The organism is Salmonella sp. SA14318, assembly GCF_029866905.1.
Lineage (GTDB): Bacteria > Pseudomonadota > Gammaproteobacteria > Enterobacterales > Enterobacteriaceae > Salmonella > Salmonella enterica.
Genome location: NZ_CP123282.1, coordinates 526976 through 546491, shown reverse-complemented (window position 1 = coordinate 546491; position 19516 = coordinate 526976). Strand labels below are relative to the sequence as shown.

At 54.3% G+C, this 19516-nt stretch carries 20 protein-coding genes; 6 read left to right on the top strand and 14 right to left on the bottom strand.

What is annotated here, in order from left to right; all coding sequences use genetic code 11:
• Positions 1 to 94 precede the first annotated feature (94 nt).
• The 3 genes from QEN32_RS02600 to QEN32_RS02590 all read left to right on the top strand — a co-directional run bounded on the left by QEN32_RS02600 (position 95) and on the right by QEN32_RS02590 (position 3834).
• Positions 95 to 1198 (top strand): PDDEXK nuclease domain-containing protein, encoded by a 1104-nt coding sequence (locus QEN32_RS02600; protein ID WP_000184305.1) that lies wholly within the window; start codon positions 95 to 97, stop codon positions 1196 to 1198.
• A 115-nt stretch (positions 1199 to 1313) separates the two neighbouring features.
• Positions 1314 to 2567 carry a cytosine permease gene (gene codB, locus QEN32_RS02595; RefSeq protein WP_079966984.1) on the top strand — a complete coding sequence of 418 codons (1254 nt, stop codon included), beginning with the start codon at positions 1314 to 1316 and terminating at the stop codon, positions 2565 to 2567.
• A complete protein-coding gene (locus QEN32_RS02590; protein ID WP_001648384.1) occupies positions 2554 to 3834 on the top strand; it encodes a cytosine deaminase in 1281 nt (426 codons plus the stop codon). Before codB ends, QEN32_RS02590 begins: the two co-directional genes overlap by 14 nt.
• 83 nt (positions 3835 to 3917) lie before the next feature.
• On the opposite strand, the gene nanQ is transcribed toward QEN32_RS02590, so the two are convergent.
• From nanQ to zapE, 12 genes are all read right to left on the bottom strand, one after another.
• The gene (gene nanQ / locus QEN32_RS02585; RefSeq protein ID WP_000979900.1) at positions 3918 to 4385 is read right to left on the bottom strand and encodes an N-acetylneuraminate anomerase; all 468 of its coding nucleotides are present in this window, start codon (positions 4383 to 4385) and stop codon (positions 3918 to 3920) included.
• Positions 4382 to 5257 carry an N-acetylmannosamine kinase gene (nanK, locus tag QEN32_RS02580; protein WP_000208981.1) on the bottom strand — a complete coding sequence of 292 codons (876 nt, stop codon included), beginning with the start codon at positions 5255 to 5257 and terminating at the stop codon, positions 4382 to 4384. Before nanK ends, nanQ begins: the two co-directional genes overlap by 4 nt.
• Positions 5254 to 5943 carry an N-acetylmannosamine-6-phosphate 2-epimerase gene (locus tag QEN32_RS02575; protein ID WP_000054439.1) on the bottom strand — a complete coding sequence of 230 codons (690 nt, stop codon included), beginning with the start codon at positions 5941 to 5943 and terminating at the stop codon, positions 5254 to 5256. Before QEN32_RS02575 ends, nanK begins: the two co-directional genes overlap by 4 nt.
• 46 nt (positions 5944 to 5989) lie before the next feature.
• Entirely contained in the window at positions 5990 to 7480 is a 1491-nt protein-coding gene (gene nanT, locus QEN32_RS02570; protein ID WP_000108074.1) for a sialic acid transporter NanT, read from the bottom strand.
• 115 nt (positions 7481 to 7595) lie between these two features.
• Positions 7596 to 8489, bottom strand: coding sequence for an N-acetylneuraminate lyase (gene nanA, locus QEN32_RS02565; RefSeq protein WP_265321921.1), 894 nt, complete (start codon positions 8487 to 8489; stop codon positions 7596 to 7598).
• 134 nt (positions 8490 to 8623) lie between these two features.
• The gene (nanR, locus tag QEN32_RS02560) at positions 8624 to 9415 is read right to left on the bottom strand and encodes a transcriptional regulator NanR (protein WP_000382926.1); all 792 of its coding nucleotides are present in this window, start codon (positions 9413 to 9415) and stop codon (positions 8624 to 8626) included.
• A 108-nt stretch (positions 9416 to 9523) separates the two neighbouring features.
• On the bottom strand, positions 9524 to 10024 hold the full coding sequence (gene sspB / locus QEN32_RS02555; protein WP_000366112.1) for a ClpXP protease specificity-enhancing factor: 501 nt from the start codon (positions 10022 to 10024) through the stop codon (positions 9524 to 9526).
• A gap of 5 nt (positions 10025 to 10029) precedes the next feature.
• The gene (gene sspA, locus QEN32_RS02550) at positions 10030 to 10668 is read right to left on the bottom strand and encodes a stringent starvation protein SspA (protein ID WP_000257298.1); all 639 of its coding nucleotides are present in this window, start codon (positions 10666 to 10668) and stop codon (positions 10030 to 10032) included.
• 262 nt (positions 10669 to 10930) lie between these two features.
• Complete coding sequence (locus QEN32_RS02545) at positions 10931 to 11683, bottom strand: DUF695 domain-containing protein (RefSeq protein ID WP_000950539.1); 753 nt, start codon at positions 11681 to 11683, stop codon at positions 10931 to 10933.
• Positions 11684 to 11882: 199 nt separating this feature from the next.
• A complete protein-coding gene (gene rpsI, locus QEN32_RS02540; RefSeq protein WP_000829815.1) occupies positions 11883 to 12275 on the bottom strand; it encodes a 30S ribosomal protein S9 in 393 nt (130 codons plus the stop codon).
• Between the two features lie 15 nt (positions 12276 to 12290).
• Complete coding sequence (gene rplM / locus QEN32_RS02535) at positions 12291 to 12719, bottom strand: 50S ribosomal protein L13 (protein WP_000847559.1); 429 nt, start codon at positions 12717 to 12719, stop codon at positions 12291 to 12293.
• 302 nt (positions 12720 to 13021) lie between these two features.
• Positions 13022 to 14146: a cell division protein ZapE gene (gene zapE / locus QEN32_RS02530; RefSeq protein ID WP_001191220.1), complete on the bottom strand. Its 1125-nt coding sequence runs from the start codon at positions 14144 to 14146 to the stop codon at positions 13022 to 13024.
• Positions 14147 to 14338: 192 nt separating this feature from the next.
• Between zapE and zapG the strand changes: the two genes are divergently transcribed.
• The 3 genes from zapG to degS all read left to right on the top strand — a co-directional run bounded on the left by zapG (position 14339) and on the right by degS (position 17424).
• Complete coding sequence (zapG, locus tag QEN32_RS02525; protein WP_001519074.1) at positions 14339 to 14737, top strand: Z-ring associated protein ZapG; 399 nt, start codon at positions 14339 to 14341, stop codon at positions 14735 to 14737.
• A gap of 156 nt (positions 14738 to 14893) precedes the next feature.
• Positions 14894 to 16261 (top strand): serine endoprotease DegQ, encoded by a 1368-nt coding sequence (gene degQ, locus QEN32_RS02520; RefSeq protein WP_000716690.1) that lies wholly within the window; start codon positions 14894 to 14896, stop codon positions 16259 to 16261.
• A gap of 92 nt (positions 16262 to 16353) precedes the next feature.
• Entirely contained in the window at positions 16354 to 17424 is a 1071-nt protein-coding gene (gene degS / locus QEN32_RS02515) for an outer membrane-stress sensor serine endopeptidase DegS (RefSeq protein ID WP_000497705.1), read from the top strand.
• 33 nt (positions 17425 to 17457) lie between these two features.
• Here degS and QEN32_RS02510 read toward each other — a convergent pair whose 3' ends face one another.
• Together QEN32_RS02510 and QEN32_RS02505 are read right to left on the bottom strand one after the other, a co-directional pair.
• Positions 17458 to 18189 (bottom strand): triphosphoribosyl-dephospho-CoA synthase, encoded by a 732-nt coding sequence (locus QEN32_RS02510; protein ID WP_023206698.1) that lies wholly within the window; start codon positions 18187 to 18189, stop codon positions 17458 to 17460.
• A gap of 19 nt (positions 18190 to 18208) precedes the next feature.
• Entirely contained in the window at positions 18209 to 19510 is a 1302-nt protein-coding gene (locus QEN32_RS02505; protein WP_265321920.1) for an oxalacetate decarboxylase subunit beta, read from the bottom strand.
• Positions 19511 to 19516: the final 6 nt, after the last annotated feature.

Genomic DNA, 19516 nt, shown 5'->3' with positions numbered 1-19516 from the left:
CCATGTAAAATCCGTTCATAGATTGATCCGTTTACGCCTGAAGCGTATTGATAGCGTTCTAATTTCACAATGAAACTATCACGTAAGGGATGACATGACGAATCCAACTTTAGCGCCACAGTCTGATGAATATCAGCAAATTCATGACGGTATTATTCGTCTGGTCGATACGGCACGTACCGAGACCGTGCGCAGCATCAATGCCATTATGACTGCCACCTACTGGGAAATTGGCCGACGCATTGTCGAATTTGAACAGGGAGGAGAAGCGCGAGCGGCCTATGGCACCCAGCTTATCGAACGATTATCGGTAGATTTAAGTCAGCGCTATAAGCGCGGTTTTTCCACCAGAAACCTATGGCAAATTCGTACATTTTATCTTTGTTTTCAACACATTGAAATTCCGCAGACACTGTCTGCGGAATCTTCAAATCTCATACCGCTCGCCAAAACATTCCCTCTTCCCTGGTCAGCGTATGTCCGCCTCTTGTCGGTAAAAAATCCCGATGCCCGCACTTTTTACGAGAAAGAGACGCTACGTAACGGCTGGTCCGTACGGCAGCTCGACAGGCAAATCGCCACTCAATTTTACGAACGAACGCTACTGTCCCACGACAAATCCGCCATGTTGCAGCAGCCTGCACCCGCCGAGCCAAACGTTTTGCCGGAGCAAGCCATACGCGACCCGTTCATTCTGGAATTTCTTAACCTGAAGGACGAATATTCCGAATCAGATCTCGAAGACGCGCTGCTCAGCCACCTGATGGACTTTATGCTGGAGCTCGGTGACGATTTTGCTTTTGTTGGCCGCCAACGCCGACTACGCATAGACGATAGCTGGTTCCGCGTCGACCTGCTGTTCTTCCATCGTCGCTTGCGCTGCCTGTTGCTCGTTGACCTGAAGGTAGGCAAATTCGGTTATGCGGATGCCGGGCAGATGAATATGTACCTGAACTATGCCAAAGAGCACTGGACAATGCCCGGAGAAAACCCGCCAGTCGGCTTGGTTTTGTGCGCAGGGAAAGGCGCGGGGGAAGCGCATTACGCGCTGACTGGCCTGCCAAACACCATCATGGCGAGCGAGTACAAAGTGCAGTTGCCCGACGAAAAATTACTCACAGACGAACTTATTCGTTCGCAAACCATGCTAGAAACTCAACTCACACGCGGTGGTTCACTGACAACGGAGAAAAACTAGCGAACCATTAATGCCATGAATAATTATCAAAAAAATATCATACGAAAACGTTTGCTTTATTCTGAGAACTGTATATTATGCGGCGGATTTTTTGGGCAAAATTCATGGAGGCGTTGTGTCGCAGGACAACAATTATAGCCAGGGCCCCGTCCCTCTGGCGGCACGGAAGGGCGTGATTCCACTGACGTTTGTCATGTTGGGTTTAACGTTTTTTTCCGCCAGTATGTGGACCGGAGGGACACTCGGCACCGGTCTTTCTTATAATGATTTCTTCCTCGCAGTTTTCTTCGGTAATCTCCTCCTCGGTATCTACACTGCATTTCTTGGCTACATCGGCGCAAAAACCGGACTCTCCACCCACCTCCTTGCACGTTACTCCTTTGGCGTTAAAGGCTCATGGCTTCCCTCGCTACTGCTAGGCGGTACTCAAGTGGGCTGGTTTGGCGTTGGCGTAGCGATGTTCGCTATTCCGGTCAGTAAAGCGACGGGCATTGATGCCAATATTCTGATTGCCGTTTCGGGTCTGCTGATGACCCTGACCATTTTTTTCGGCATCTCGGCGTTGACCATTTTGTCTATCATTGCCGTACCCGCGATCGTTATACTGGGCAGCTACTCCGTCTGGCTGGCGATCAGCGGCGTGGGTGGGCTGGAGCATTTAAAAACGATAGTGCCGCAGACGCCGCTGGATTTTTCCAGCGCGCTGGCGCTGGTGGTGGGCTCGTTTGTCAGCGCCGGTACATTGACCGCCGACTTCGTCCGCTTCGGGCGTCATGCCAAAAGCGCCGTACTGATTGCGATGGTCGCTTTTTTCCTCGGCAACTCGCTGATGTTTATCTTTGGCGCGGCAGGCGCTGCCGCCGTCGGTCAGGCGGATATCTCTGACGTGATGATAGCGCAGGGGCTGCTGCTGCCCGCGATTGTGGTGCTTGGCCTGAATATCTGGACCACCAACGATAACGCGCTGTACGCATCGGGTCTGGGCTTCGCCAATATTACCGGTCTTTCCAGCCGTACGCTGTCGGTGGTGAACGGGATTATCGGTACCGTGTGCGCGCTGTGGCTTTACAATAATTTTGTCGGCTGGCTGACGTTCCTGTCATCTGCCATCCCACCGATTGGCGGAGTGATTATTGCCGACTATCTGGTGAACCGCCGCCGCTATGCCGACTTCAACACCGTGCGCTTTATTCCCGTTAACTGGATTGCTATTCTTTCCGTCGCGCTGGGCATCGCCGCCGGACATTATGTTCCTGGTATTGTGCCCGTCAACGCCGTACTCGGCGGCGTCTTCAGCTATATCCTGCTGAATCCACTTTTCAACCGCAGCCTTGCTAAATCACCAGAGGTCAGCCATGCAGAACAATAACATCACCATTCGTCAGGCGCGTCTGCAGGGACACGAAGGATTATGGCAGATTACGATTGAAAACGGGCGCTTTAGCCGGATTGAGCCTCAGGAAGCCGCATCGTTACCGCAGGGCGAAGTGCTTGATGCCGAAGGCGGTCTGGCTATTCCACCGTTTGTTGAGCCACATATCCACCTGGATACCACGCAAACGGCGGGTGAACCGAGCTGGAACCAGTCCGGCACACTGTTTGAAGGGATTGAGCGCTGGGCAGAACGTAAAGCAATGCTCACGCATGAAGATGTGAAAGCGCGCGCGATGCAGACCCTGAAATGGCAGATGGCTAACGGCATCCAGTACGTTCGTACTCACGTTGACGTTTCAGATCCTACGCTCACCGCGCTGAAAGCCATGCTGGAAGTGAAGCAAGAGGTTGCGCCGTGGGTAGATCTGCAAATCGTCGCCTTTCCGCAAGAAGGTATTCTGTCTTATCCCAACGGTGAAGCGCTGTTAGAGGAAGCCGTGCGTTTGGGCGCTGACGTTATTGGTGCCATTCCGCACTTTGAGTTCACGCGGGAATATGGCGTTGAATCGCTGCACAAAATCTTTGCACTGGCGCAGAAATACGATCGCTTGATCGATGTGCACTGCGACGAAATTGATGACGAGCAGTCTCGCTTTGTCGAAACGGTCGCGGCGCTGGCGCATCGTGATGGCATGGGGGCGCGCGTGACCGCCAGCCACACCACGGCTATGCACTCGTACAACGGCGCGTATGCGTCACGCCTGTTCCGCCTGTTGAAAATGTCGGGGATTAACTTCGTCGCCAACCCGCTGGTGAATATTCATCTGCAAGGGCGGTTTGACACTTACCCGAAACGTCGTGGCGTCACGCGGGTGAAAGAGATGCTGGAAGCGGGGATCAACGTCTGCTTTGGCCATGATGACGTCTTCGACCCGTGGTATCCATTAGGCACAGCAAATATGCTGCAGGTGTTGCATATGGGGTTACACGTTTGCCAGTTGATGGGGTATGGGCAAATCAACGACGGGTTAAATCTGATCACTACCCACAGCGCAAAAACCCTGCATTTACAGGACTACGGTCTGAGTGTCGGCCATGCCGCGAATCTGGTTATCTTACCCGCTGAGAATGGATTCGATGCGGTACGTCGCCAGACGCCTGCCCGTTACTCGATTCGCCACGGGCGGGTAATTGCCGAGACGGTGCCGAGCCAGACGACGCTGCACCTGACCCAGCCGGAAGCCGTGACGTTTAAGCGTTAACCCGTCATACCCGCGCTCTCCGGCACATTCACCACGCAGCCCCGTAAGGGGGCTGCGTTCGGAAGACTGCTCCGGCAAGAGATTTAGGCCGCCAGCAAACTGGCGCGTACTTTCACTACCACTTTCTTGATGTCATCCGGCTCACCCACTGCACATCCCGGTTTATGCGGTTCTCCCGGCATAAACACAGCAAACATCCCCGCTTGCAGCGTAATAGTCTGCTCGTCGGCAATTTGACTACAAAGCTGGTAATCCTCTTCAACGTGCATCTCCTCGCACTGGCGAGCGGCACCGGACATCCCAAACGCAATACGCTCGACGCCGGTTAGTAGTAGCTGAATATCAATGTATTGTTCATGCAATTCCGCTTTCTTCTCGGCCGGCATTTGCGTCGTTAACTGCATTACATTCATAAAGATATTGTCGCCCTGCAATTCATAGCGCCCCGGCGCTTTCTCCTGCGGCCTTGCCGCCAGCGCGAGAGTCAAGGCATCCAGCAGTCGCGGATGCAACCCGCAAGAAGGCAACGACTGTACTTCCCCCATCATCATAATGTGTCTCCTTGAGCTAACAAAGCAGCGCCTAATAATCCTGCGTCATGCCGATAGCGAGCGGCGCTCAGCGCCACGTGATAAGGCGCAGGCTCTTGCATCAAAAACGCGCGAACCTGCTCCAGGTATCCCTCAGCTAACCCTACGCTGCCGCCAATGACCACACACTGGCAGTCGGTAATCGCTTTCACATCGGCGATCATTCGCGCTATTACCTGCGCGGATTGGCTTACCAGATGTCGCGCCTGCTGATGACCTTCGCCAGCGCGAATAAATAGGGTTTTGGCGTCGCATCCCGCCAGATCGTCCCGCGCCGCCGCGGCCATCCCTCGTCCGGAGGCGATGGCCTCTACGCAGCCAACGCGTCCACAACCGCATACGGGCCCGTGTGGGTCCGCCAGGGTGTGTCCCAGGTGCCCGGCCAGACCGCCTTTTCCGGTAAGGAGCTTGCCGTCACAGACAACGCCGCCGCCAACGCCGGTTGAAACGGTGATAAATACCATATCGCGGATATCATCAGGGAGCGCGTGATACTCCGCCCAGGCCGCCGCCTGCGCGTCGTTCACCGCCAGCGTCGGCAGGCCAGCGATCGTTTCCAGTGTTTGTACTAACGGAAAGTGTAGCAAGCCGCCCAGATTATGGGGGTTTAGCGCCAGCAGCATCCCTTCCTGAATGATCCCGGTAGAAGCTATCGCTACCTGACGCGCCTCTGCCCGTAGTGGTTCAACCAGCGCCTTTAATGCTTCACGTAACGCATCCGGCGTTTTGCTCGCGGGGGTCGGCAGCTCGCGACGCTGGCTAATGCGCAAGTTGTTGTCGATGAGCGCGGCGGCAAGTTTAGTACCGCCAATATCGATTGCTAACGTAGTCATGACGCCGCCTTTTTTAATGCGTCGTTATACCATCCACAGATATGTTCCAGACGGGTAATGGCGGACCCCACCGTCACCGCCCATGCGCCATAACGGATCGCCTCCGCCGCCAGTGCTGGCGAGTTATAGCGCCCTTCGGCTATTACCCGGCATCCGGCGTCATGCAACGCTTTGACTAAGGGCAGATCGGGTTCCTCCGGCGTATCGGGGGTGGTGTAGCCGGACATTGTCGTGCCGATAATGTCCGCGCCCAACCGTTGGCAGGCGAGGCCATCGTCCACGGATGAGCAGTCGGCCATCGCCAGTAGATGGTGGTGATGAATGCGCGCCAACAACGCCTCAACGGCTACCGGCCGTTGCCGAGCGGTTCCATCAACGGCGATAATAGCTGCGCCGGCCTGCGCCAGCGCATCTACATCGTCGAGAAAAGGGGTAATGCGCACTGGAGAGTCGTCCAGATCGCGTTTGATAATGCCGATAATGGGTACCGAAACGAGCGAGCGGGTCATACGCAGGTTGTCTATGCCTTCAATACGCACCGCAACCGCGCCCGCCTGTTCCGCCGCCAACGCCATTGCCGCTACAATCTCCGGCTTATCCAGCGGACTGCCCGGAACGGGCTGGCAGGAGACAATCAGGCCGCCAGAAGCGGCAATATTTTTATCCAGTTGTTCAAGTAACGACATACTACTCCCTTACAAATATTGCCCGGTTGAAAACCGGGCAAGCGGATTAACTTTTCGTTTTTACAAAGGCACCTTTACCACTGCCAAGCGGTACGGCTCCGCTGAACGGTTTGTCGTCAATAGCATCGTGGGTGCGTAACGCTTCCGGACGTAGCCAACGCTGTACGCGAGACGGCATATCAAGCCCAATAAGCAGGATCACGACAAACGTCAGGCTGAAAGAGAGCGATGCCAGCGCAGTGCCCAAATCCAGACGTTGAGCGATCAGCGCTCCCAGGATCGGCGCCAGCGCGCCGCCGAGCGCGCCGACGTTATAAGTAAAGCCCAGCCCCGCCGCGCGCTGATCGGTATCGAAGTAACCGCCGATCAGTTTCGGTAGAATCCCGGCAATCCCCTGCCCCAACATCTGTTGGAAAAACAGTAGCAGACCCAGAACCCAGACGTTTGTGCCGCCAATCGCAAAGACCGGAATAATGAGGATTTGCGAGGCCAGCAGGCTACAGACATATGCTTTACGCGTTCCCAGCCAGTCGCCAAGAAAACCGCCTACGCAGCAACCAACCGCCGCGCCAAATCCGCTAAAGAACAGGACATTCGCCACCGTATGCGGATCGTAGGCCAGCTCGGTTTTCAGATAAGTGGGTAATAGCGCCTGAATCGGCCAGGAATAGAGGAAAGCAAACAGTACCACCAGCATCAGCATGACGCCAGTGGGCCAGCGTTTACCGCTGCTCTGCACCATAAAGCTGATAAAGATAACCGCGCACAGTAGTCCCAGCCCCGCCACAATCGCAGCATTTTGTAGGTTACCGGCAAAACAGAACCACAGCGCAGCGGCGGCGACGAAAGTCATTAAAATGTTGATGATGCGATGTTCGCCCCGATAAAGAATGTCGACCATCGTACGTACCGGCGCTTTACCCGCGTGTTTTTCTTTCCAGTCTTCCGCTTCCGGAATGTTTTTCCGCAGCCAGAGGGCGAAGATAATTGGCAAAATGCCAATGAAAAACAGCGCGCGCCAGCCCCAGACAGGCACCACCAGGCTGTACACCTGCGCGGCAACGACCGCGCCGACGGAGAAGCCGGAAATCAGAAAACCACTGGCCTTATTGCGTAAATGTTTTGGCCAGCTTTCAATCACATAGGTCGCGCTGGAACCATATTCGCCCGCCATGCCCATACCAATCACCAGTCGGGCGATGAACATGGTGGTGTAACCGGGCGCAAACCCGCAGGCCAGGGTTCCCACCGAAAACAGAATGATGCTGCTGACCATCGCCAGACGACGCCCATAGCGATCGCCCATCGCGCCCAGTAATAACCCGCCGAACCAGCGAGAGATAAAAGCCGCAGAAATCAGGCTTGCCGCCTGTACCGTCGTCAGCCCAAATTCGCTTTGTACCTCAGTCAGTACAAGAGCAATTAACACAAAATCAAAACCATCAAGCAGATATCCCAGCCAGGCAGCGGAAAATGCCCGCCACTGCGCCCGGTTGAGATGGCGATACCACGGGATGTTCTGGGTAGAAGTACTCATTTTACTCTCCCGACGATTTTTGTTGTCGTTATGCCGAATGGCGGCTCCGCCTTATCCGGCCTACTGTTCACACTGTTGTAGGCCGGGCAAGCGTAGCGCCCCCGGCATTATGCTGTTACGCCTTTTCTTCCATCAGTTGTTGAGCCAGCGCCTTGAGCGCCGGCAGGTATTTTTCATCAACAGGCGCAAACGGTTTACGACACAGCGGCACCGATAGCACGTCCATATAATGCAGGACCGTTTTCAGGCCGCGGAATACGCCGGTTTTAATCAGTAAATCAATAACCTTATTGCACTCGGTTTGCAGACGCTGCGCTTTCGCCACATCGCCCTCACGTAATGCCTGCATAATCCCCTGGTAACGCCAGCCCATAATGTTGTATGTGCTGCCGATACCGCCGTCCGCGCCCGCCAGCAGGCCGGAAGCGAAGATTTCGTCATAACCGTTGTACAGCACCAGATCCGGATGCGCGCGGCGGATCTGCTCCATCTGGAAGAGATCGCCGGAGGTTTGCTTCAGCGCGCTCACGCCCGGTAATGTCACCAGCGTATTGATCTGATCGAGGGTAAGTTTTACGCCGCTTAACGCCGGAATGTTGTATACCACCATCGGCAATCCATCTGCGGAATCAATGATTGCCCGATAATGGTCACAGTGCTCTTCAAAACTGAAAGGGTAATAAAAAGGCGTCACCGCAGAGACCGCATCAAAACCGTAACGCTTTGCGGCGCTGGCAAGCTGCTGGCTTTCTGCGGTGCTTACCGTCCCGACATGGGCGATCAGCGTGATTTTTCCCTTCGCCTCTTCGGCGACAATCTCCAGTACCTGCTCTCTTTCAGCAAGGCTCTGTACGAATGCTTCCCCGGTGGAACCGCCAACGTACAGCCCATCGATACCCTGCCCGATGTTAAAACGCACCAGACGGCGCAGGCTTTCGCTATCCAGTTGCTGCTGATGATCAAATGGGGTCAACAACGCCGCCATTACGCCTTGCAATGCTTTTGCCATACCTACCTCTACGGATGATGAATATATTAACTACCTACCTTTATACCTGTTATACCAGATCAAATAAGCAGCAAATAATACAGAACGCTTATAGTGCGATCTGCTTCACTAAACTGGGATCGGAGGCGCGATCGCTACCGCATTTTTTGACTTTTTTTACCGAGCGCGTGCCAGGTAGCGGAAACGCTATTGAGGTGGGTTTGCAGAGCGCGATCCGCTTTATCGGGATCTCGCTGGCGAATGGCATCAACAATCACAATATGCTGTTGATAACTCACGTTATTATGTTCATGCAGCTCACGATCGGGAACGCTTGGGCGGGCGGCGATTAGCCAGTCCAGCAGAGCAACATGAATAGCCATAAAGATCGGATTGCCGGGAATTTCAGCCAGCACCCGGTGAAACTCGACATCCGAACGAATAAACAGCGCGTTGTCATCCAGCGACTGGCTATTAATTTCCAGCGCTTTCGTTAACAACGCGATCTGCTCGTCGGTGGCATGTTCCGCCGCATAGCGTACCAGGCTGGATTCAAAGAAAAGCCGTAGCTGTTCAAAGTGAGCGATGCCGCCAGGATGAGTAAGAAAATCTTTCGCCATACCCGACAGTTCGCTGATGATGGTATCAGCAGAGGGGCGCGAGACGCGGGCGCGTTCGCCGTTATTGATTTGCACCAGACCTTTACGCTTCAGCGCAGCTAACGCTTCACGCACAGAGGGACGTCCCACATTGAAGAAGGCCATTAATTCACGTTCAGACGGTAGCTGTTCTCCCTCGCCAAACTCATGACGGCGGATCATCTGCTCCAGCTCTTCCTCAACCATTTCAGACAGTTTTTTACGCGCCAGCGGGCGGCGGCGCAAACTACGCCCGAGGGATGTCGGTGAATCTTCTGCTTGCGAATCAAATGCGTTCATAACGTCCATTCATGAGTGGTCGGTGGCAAATAATAGCAAGCTTATCGTAACACAGCTTCAAAAGCAGGGTGAACCCGCGAGGAGACCAAACAAAACAGGCCCTTCAGGGCCTGTTGATTATTTTACTACGCGCAGCGCCGGACGTCCGCCACGCGGCGGAGGCGGCTCGTCATCAGGACTACTGTCGTCATCGTGGTCGGGCTTATCGCCATCAATGACGGACATCACGGTCTCGCTTTCCGCGCCTGCGGTATTGTCATCATCATTTAAGCTGACAACGTCTTCATCATAGGCGGCTTCAGGCTCAAACATGGTGCCTGCGCCGTTTTCACGGGCGTAAATCGCCAGCACCGCAGCCAAAGGCACAGAAACCTGACGGGGAACGCCGCCGAAGCGCGCATTAAAACGCACTTCATCATTAGACAGCTCCAGATTACCTACCGCTCGCGGCGCAATATTGAGGACGATTTGCCCATCGCGCGCATATTCCATAGGGACATGCACGCCAGGCAGCATCACATCCACCACCAGATGCGGGGTCAACTGGTTATCCAGCAACCACTCGTAGAAAGCACGCAACAGATAAGGACGACGCGGCGTCAACTGTGACAAATCCATACAGGTTAACCCCGACCGAGGCGCATTTCACGTTCAGCTTCGGTTAAAGAAGCCAGGAAAGAATCACGCTCAAAGACGCGGGTCATATAGCCTTTCAGCTCTTTCGCCCCTGCACCGCTGAATTCAATACCCAACTGCGGTAAACGCCACAGGAGAGGCGCCAGGTAGCAATCAACCAGGCTGAATTCGTCGCTCAGGAAATACGGTTTCTGACCAAATACCGGCGCAATCGCCAGCAGCTCTTCACGCAGTTGTTTACGCGCAGAGTCGGCCTCGGAAGCAGACCCGTTTACGATGACGTTCATCAGCGTATACCAGTCTTTTTCAATACGGTGCATGTACAGACGGCTTTCACCGCGCGCGACCGGATAAACCGGCATCAGCGGCGGATGAGGGAAACGCTCATCCAGATATTCCATAATGATGCGAGATTCCCACAGGGTCAGCTCACGATCCACCAGTGTCGGAACGCTTTGATTCGGATTGAGGTCAATCAGATCCTGAGGTGGATTGTCCTTTTCCACATGTTCGATCTCAAAACTAACACCCTTTTCAGCCAACACAATGCGGACCTGATGGCTATAGATGTCAGTAGGACCAGAAAACAGCGTCATTACCGAACGTTTGTTGGCAGCGACAGCCATGAAAACCTCCAGGTATATTCAGAATTTTTACTGCTACCAGCCACAATGTGACCAGCCAGATGTTATGTCACCCAGGGCGAAAAAAGCCATCATTGCTCAGAAACGAGACAAAAAATGAACATTCCCCGCTATTTGGGCAGAAAATTGGATGATAGTTTACCAGATTTTGTGACCTTTGTGGTGAGTCGATTCTGGAAATGAGGAAAAAGAGATATTCCTGGTCTGAAATGCTCGCCCCACCTGAGATATTGTCTTTCGCCTGTTATGCCTGTACTACCGGTGCGCCCCAGCCATCAAAACTGCCGCCATGTTTTTCAGCCAGATCGGTAAGCTGGCAAGTGATTTCTGTCATATGCCATTGTTGCGGAGCATCGGTGCTGATAAAAGACGCCATAAACCCCTGTTGCGGGTCATTCATTCGAATACTGACCAGCGTTATGCCATACGGTAATGCAGCAATATCTTGCGCCAGGTCGCGCGCTGCGACCTCTGTAGGCAATGTCGCATAATAATCAATAGCGCGCGGAAGCGTCAGATCATCACCTTGTTCCTGTAATCCCCGGCACACACGGGAATCGTGTATCCAGTTCCAGTCGTATCGGGTTGGATACAAGAACTGGCGGTAAAAGTTTCCTTTATCATTGTGACTCTCTCTATAACTAAAAGAGATTTCCGGGCCACCAGCGAGCAATTTATCCAGCGTCTTTTCCCAGTTAAGATCCTCTTCCGACATGAACACAAAATCGCGCCAGCCTTGTTGGGTAACCACACCCACCAGCCAGATCGGAAACGTCTTCCCCTTTTCATCAAGCCAGTCCTCTATACGATTTAAACGCTGTGTTTCATCGGGCTGCGGCAAACCATTTTCATAACAGTTGGTGTAATGAACACGTAAGAACCCGGTATGGATAAGGCGATCAAATTTTTCATCCTGGATGGCGCCGATATCCACACGTATCCCCGTAACATGGTCATCCACCGTTGTTATAAAGAATTCCCATTTATTCGACAGCATTAACGACTCTTTCTTAGTAAACAATGCGTTAAAAAATCCCACTGTGACTTCCTTTTCTCTGAGCGTACATGAAAAATGAATAAGATGAGAATAATGCTAAAGATAGGGAGGAAAAGAGACTGGATTCGGACTTTAGCCATAAAAAAACCCGCCGAAGCGGGTTTTTTCGCTAACAGTTGTCTGCCGAAGCAGAAACCCATTAACGTTTGGAGAACTGCGGACGACGACGTGCTTTACGCAGGCCGACTTTCTTACGTTCAACCTGACGAGCGTCACGAGTAACGAAGCCAGCTTTACGCAGTTCGCCACGCAGGGACTCGTCGTACTCCATCAGAGCGCGGGTGATACCGTGACGGATCGCACCAGCCTGACCAGAGATACCACCACCTTTAACAGTGATGTACAGATCCAGTTTCTCAACCATGTCGACCAGTTCCAGCGGCTGACGAACTACCATGCGGGCAGTTTCACGACCGAAGTACTGTTCCAGAGAACGTTGGTTGATAACGATTTTACCGTTGCCCGGTTTGATGAACACGCGAGCTGCGGAACTTTTGCGGCGACCAGTGCCGTAGTATTGATTTTCAGCCATTGCCTATAATCCCGATTAGATGTCAAGAACTTGCGGTTGCTGTGCCGCGTGGTTGTGCTCGTTGCCCGCGTAAACTTTCAGTTTACGGAACATAGCACGACCCAGCGGGCCTTTTGGCAGCATGCCTTTAACCGCGATTTCAATCACACGCTCAGGACGGCGGGCAATCATCTCTTCAAAGGTCGCTTGTTTGATACCACCGATGTGGCCGGTGTGGTGATAGTACACTTTGTCAGTACGCTTGTTGCCGGTTACAGCAACTTTGTCAGCGTTCAGAACGATGATGTAATCACCGGTATCTACGTGCGGAGTGTATTCCGCTTTGTGCTTACCGCGCAGGCGACGAGCCAGTTCAGTAGCCAGACGGCCCAGAGTTTTACCGGTCGCGTCAACAACATACCAGTCGCGTTTTACGGTTTCTGGTTTAGCTGTAAAAGTTTTCATTAAAAGCTTACCCAAATAAATAAGTTACACGTTGGTGAACACCCAAACGTTTTAAATAGTTGAGGTTCACACGACAAAGTCCGGTAAACCTACCCCCTCGGATATGTTTGGCCGGCACAGAGAAAGTTTGGGAAAAAACTCTCTTGTAACGTGGGGTCGCAGGATTATAGAGAAGTCCAGGTCAAAGATCGACCCCTTTTTGCGATTTGCCGCGGGTTTTGTTCAGGCCTGGTTCACCCTCCGGTAGGGGAGGTTGCACAGATATGATACCGCACAATGCCGGGGCGCTGCGCTTGTCCGGCTTACGGCATATGCTCCCGCTTGAGATACTCCGCACTCTGCATCTCTTGCAGGCGCGACAGACAGCGCTGAAATTCAAACTTGAGTCGCTCCCCCTGATAAATCTCATATAACGGCGCGGCGGCGCTGACCACCAGCTTAACGTGGCGCTCGTAAAACTCATCCACCAGCGCAATAAAGCGGCGCGCTTCGTTCTCCATCAGCGGCGTCATGACCGGCACGTCAAACAGCAGAACCGTGTGAAATAACCTTGAGAGCGCAATGTAATCATGCTGGCTGCGGGCCTCGACGCACAGCGTAGCGAAAGAGACCGCTAGCGTTTGGTTTTCAACGCCCAGGGTGGATAAAGGGCGATGATTGATTTCCAGCGTCGGAGCGTGCTCGCGCGCGGCCCCCGCTAACGCCAGCCACAGTTTATCCATTTGCCGCCGGGTTTCATCATTAAGCGGCGTTAGCCATAAATGGGCCTGCGTCAGCGTCCGCAGTCGGTAATCGACGCCGGCGTCCACATTCATAATGTCGCAGTGCTGTTTAATGGCATCGATAGCTGGCAGGAAGCGGGCGCGTTGCAAACCGTTGCGGTAGAGTTCATCCGGCGGAATATTGGAGGTCGCGACCAGCGTAATGCCGCGTGCAAACAGCGCTTTCATTAAACCGCCCAGCAGCATGGCGTCGGTAATATCGGTGACGAAAAACTCATCGAAACACAGTACGTCCGTCTCGGTTTTAAACCGATCGGCAATAATGTCTAACGGATCGATCTGTCCCTGTAACGCGGTAAGTTCTTCATGCACGCGCAGCATAAACCGATGAAAATGCAGACGTAGTTTTCGCTCGCCCGGCAGGCTGTGGTAGAAGAGATCCATGAGCCAGGTTTTGCCGCGCCCCACGCCCCCCCACATATACAGCCCGCGAACCGGTATTTGCGCGTCCGGTTCGTTTTTGCCTAATAATTTCCCCAGTCGCGCTATCAGTCCGCCGGGTGGCGTAGCCGACGATTTTTTCGCGGTGAGCGCCTGATAAAGGGTTTCCAGACGGTCGACCGCCTCTTTCTGTACGTCGTCAGGCTGATGGGTGCCTTCGTTGAGTGCCTGGAGATAACGCGATGTAGGGGAAAGGCTTTGCATAATGTTATTGTTATTCCTTGAAAATCGATGTGCCGTCGTTCACGGCTGACGAAAAAAAGGCCGTTCTACACTACGCGATATGCTGTCGGGATTCCACTTCTACGGAATTAGCGGTTATAGTGGCATAATCAGGCGCGGGCATGGAGCCTGGAGCCAACACCCTACGGAAACATAAGACAACGGGAGATGTTCATGACCTGGGAATATGCGCTAATTGGATTAGTCGTCGGTATCATCATTGGTGCCGTGGCCATGCGTTTTGGTAATCGTAAGTTACGTCAACAGCAGGCATTGCAGTACGAACTGGAAAAAAACAAAGCTGAGCTGGAAGAGTACCGTGAAGAGCTGGTTAGCCACTTTGCCCGCAGCGCGGAACTGCTGGATACCATGGCGCATGATTATCGCCAGCTATATCAGCATATGGCGAAAAGCTCCAGCAGCCTGCTGCCGGAAATGTCTGCGGAGTCGAATCCGTTCCGTAACCGTCTGGCGGAGTCTGAGGCGAGCAACGATCAGGCGCCGGTGCAAATGCCACGTGATTATTCTGAAGGCGCGTCTGGCCTGTTACGTAGCGGCGCAAAGCGCGATTAATCGCACGCCGTTAAGAAATTTATCGGGCGCATCGCTTGCGCCCTCTCTCTATCTTTCCTGTCCCAGCTATTATCATTGTTACCAGGCTGAAAATTCAATAACATCAATCTGTTTTGAATTGTCTATCCGTTCATTCAAGGTACGAGAGCAGCATCCATGAAAAAACACACCCAGCTGTTAAGTGCATTAGCGTTAAGTGTCGGGTTAACTCTTTCGGCGCCGTTTCCAGCCCTTGCATCGATACCAGGCCAGGTGCCAGGCCAGGCGACGCTGCCAAGCCTTGCCCCTATGCTGGAGAAAGTGCTGCCTGCTGTCGTCAGCGTAAAAGTCGAGGGAACCGCCGCCCAGAGCCAAAAAGTGCCGGAGGAGTTTAAAAAATTCTTTGGCGAGGATCTGCCAGACCAGCCGTCCCAGCCGTTTGAAGGACTCGGTTCGGGGGTGATTATCGATGCCGCGAAAGGCTATGTATTAACCAATAATCATGTGATTAATCAGGCACAGAAGATCAGCATTCAACTGAATGACGGACGCGAATTCGACGCGAAGCTGATCGGCGGCGACGACCAGAGCGATATCGCTCTGTTACAAATTCAGAATCCCAGCAAGTTAACGCAAATTGCCATCGCCGATTCCGACAAACTCCGCGTCGGCGATTTCGCCGTGGCAGTCGGTAATCCGTTTGGCCTTGGGCAAACCGCCACCTCCGGGATTATTTCAGCGCTGGGACGCAGCGGGCTTAATCTGGAAGGGCTTGAGAACTTTATTCAAACCGATGCCTCTATTAACCGCGGCAACTCCGGCGGCGCGCTGCTTAACCTGAACGGCGAGCTGATCGGGATTAATACCGCGATCCTCGCGCCAGGGGGCGGGAGCATCGGCATTGGCTTTGCTATTCCTTCCAATATGGCGCAGACGCTGGCGCAGCAGTTGATTCAGTTCGGCGAAATCAAACGCGGATTGCTGGGAATTAAAGGCACTGAAATGACCGCTGATATCGCTAAGGCATTCAAACTGAACGTTCAGCGTGGCGCTTTTGTCAGCGAGGTTTTACCCAATTCAGGTTCGGCGAAGGCCGGGGTGAAATCCGGAGACGTGATTATCAGTCTTAACGGTAAGCCGCTGAATAGCTTTGCCGAACTGCGTTCGCGTATCGCCACCACCGAACCGGGCACGAAAGTGAAGCTGGGCCTGCTGCGCGATGGTAAGCCGCTGGAGGTGGAAGTCACGCTGGATTCCAATACCTCTTCTTCCGCCAGCGCCGAAATGATCGCCCCGGCGTTGCAAGGCGCGACGTTGAGCGACGGCCAGCTGAAAGACGGGACGAAAGGCGTTAAGGTTGATAGCGTCGAAAAAAGCAGTCCTGCCGCGCAGGCCGGTTTGCAAAAAGATGATGTTATCATCGGCGTTAATCGCGATCGCATCAGTTCTATCGCCGAAATGCGCAAAGTGATGGCGGCAAAACCGTCCATCATTGCTCTTCAGGTAGTACGCGGCAACGAGAACATTTATCTGTTGCTGCGCTAATCCTGTCTTAAACCGGGCATCAGCCTGCGATGTGATGTCCGGTTAACTCATGGTATGCTGCTGCCGTTCCCTTTTTTAACGACGCCTCCATCATGTTTGTGAAGCTCTTACGTTCGGTCGCAATAGGTTTAATTGTCGGCGCTATTCTGTTGGCCGTCATGCCTTCTTTGCGCAAAATTAATCCTATCGCCGTCCCGCAATTCGACAGTACCGATGAGACGCCAGCCAGTTATAATTTTGCGGTTCGCCGCGCCGCGCCTGCCGTCGTCAATGTCTATAACCGCAGTATGAACAGTACCGCGCATAATCAACTGGAGATCCGCACGCTGGGTTCCGGCGTGATCATGGATCAACGCGGTTATATTATTACCAACAAGCACGTGATTAACGATGCCGATCAGATTATCGTCGCGCTACAGGATGGCCGCGTCTTTGAAGCGCTACTGGTGGGCTCCGATTCGCTTACCGACCTGGCGGTGCTGAAGATCAACGCCACTGGCGGGCTGCCTACCATCCCGATTAATACAAAGCGTACACCGCATATTGGCGACGTCGTACTGGCTATCGGCAACCCATATAATCTGGGACAGACCATTACCCAGGGGATCATCAGCGCAACGGGTCGTATCGGCCTGAACCCGACGGGGCGACAGAATTTTCTCCAGACCGACGCCTCGATTAACCACGGTAATTCCGGCGGCGCGCTGGTCAACTCGTTAGGCGAACTGATGGGGATCAACACCCTCTCTTTTGATAAGAGTAACGATGGCGAAACGCCGGAAGGCCTTGGTTTTGCGATTCCCTTCCAGCTAGCCACGAAAATTATGGATAAGCTTATCCGCGACGGTCGCGTGATTCGCGGCTATATCGGTATTGGCGGACGAGAAATCGCGCCGCTGCACGCGCAGCAGGGTAGCGGCATGGACCCGATTCAGGGCATTGTCGTTAATGAAGTGACGCCAAACGGCCCCGCCGCGCTTGCCGGTATTCAGGTTAATGATTTGATTATTTCGGTCAATAATAAACCCGCCGTGTCCGCGCTGGAGACGATGGATCAGGTGGCGGAAATTCGCCCGGGCTCCGTCATTCCGGTCGTGGTAATGCGGGATGATAAGCAGCTCACGTTCCAGGTGACGGTGCAGGAATACCCGGCGTCGAACTAAAACGACGCGGCTTTTGCCCGCGTCGTTCGACGGCTAGTCAATGAAGACTGGCCCTGCCGGAAAATGCGCCAGGAAACTCGTGAAGATCAGCAGAGCGGGGAAACTCTTTTCCCCAACGGCCTCTTCACGCAGCGCCTTATCCAGTGCAAGCAGGCTATGCTCCCCCCCTTCCCCCAGAATGCCGCCCATCCAGAGCAGTCGTTGCGCCTGTTGACGCGCATACTGCGATGCGCTTTTCCAGGCAACCAGATGCAGCAACGTTTGTAACAGCAGGATCCGAGACGCGTGACCATCGCGTTGTAATCGCCTGAATACGGGTAATGCAATACTACGTACCGTCGAGAAACCGCTCGCCGCCTCCCCCTCAATCGGCGATAAACCAACAGCCGCCTGTTTGACGAAATCGCATAACTGATTGTGTGTTAATGGCCGCTCGCCTGCGCTCATATACCCTGCGGCAAAACAGAGTAACCCGATACCCTGAGCCCAATCGGTCGATGGCAGAATCCCCTGCGGAACATTCGGTGCCGACGTCTGTGCGGCACAAAGCCCCTCGTCGTAACACTGTGCAAAACGTTGCTCATATATTGCTGAGTTGACGCCAGACCACGGCAGCAAATGCAGCGCTGGCTCCAGCTCAGTTATCTGATTCACCGTCTCAACAACATAATGCAAGATGGTTTCTCTGGATGGCATGGATGTACCTTGCCGAAACGCAACCATTTCACTCATTACTGTGTCCTCATTTTGCGGGAACAGAATCACTGCTCCCGATTAGATTGGATTACATTGCCAGCACGTACTTGAGCATCACCCCGGCGGCTATCGCCGAGCCAATCACACCCGCCACGTTCGGCCCCATCGCGTGCATCAGCAGGAAGTTCTGTGCGTCCGACTCCAGCCCCACTTTGTTCGATACGCGTGCCGCCATCGGCACCGCCGAGACCCCCGCCGAACCAATTAACGGGTTGATTTTGTTCCTGCTGAACACGTTCATCAGCTTCGCCATCAGTACCCCGGCCGCCGTCCCAATCCCGAACGCAATCACACCCAGCAGCAGAATGCCCAGCGTCTGCGGCTGCAGGAACTTGTCCGCCACCAGCTTCGCGCCCACCGACAGCCCGAGGAAGATGGTGACGATATTAATCAGACCGTTCTGTACCGTGTCGCTCAGACGCTCCACCACGCCGCTTTCACGCATCAGATTGCCAAAGCAGAACATCCCCAGCAGCGGCGCGGCGTCCGGCAGCAGCAGCGCCACCAGTAGTAACAGCACCACCGGGAACAGAATCTTCTCCCGCTTACTCACCGTGCGCAGCTGCACCATGCGGATTTTCCGCTCTTTCTCGCTGGTCAGCGCGCGCATAATCGGCGGCTGGATTAACGGCACCAGCGCCATATACGAGTACGCCGCCACCGCGATGGCCCCCAGCAGCTCCGGCGCCAGTTTGCCCGACAGGTAAATGGCCGTCGGGCCGTCCGCGCCGCCGATAATGCCTATCGCCGCCGCCTGCGGCAGGGTGAAGGAAATCAGGCCGAAGTAGTTCAGCGTCAGCGCCCCCAGCACGGTGGCGAAGATGCCGAACTGCGCCGCCGCCCCCAGCAGCAGGGTGCGGGGATTCGCCAGCAGCGGGCCGAAGTCGGTCATCGCGCCGACGCCCATAAAGATGACCAGCGGCGCGACGCCGGAGCCAATCGCCACTTTATAGAACAGCGCCAGCACCCCCGGCGTGTAGCCCATGTCCACCGCCAGGTTCTCCATCTGGCTCTGCACCGACGGCAGAGCAAGGGCCAGCGCTTCCTTGATGGCGTGCACGTCCGGCGCGCAGTTCAGCTTCGCGGCAATCACCGCCAGCTGCCCGGCGTCGTGGTGCGCCAGCAGGCTTTCCAGCGCGGTCAGCGCCATGCCCGCTTCCGGGATGTTGGAGAGCAGGCCGCCGAAGCCAATCGGCAGCAGCAGTAACGGTTCGAACTTTTTCGCAATCGCCAGCCACAGCAGCAGCAGGCTGACCAGCAGCATGATGGCCTGGCCTGCGCCAAGGTGCATCAGCCCCATGCCCTGAAGCAGGGCGTTCAGACTTTCCATTTCAGT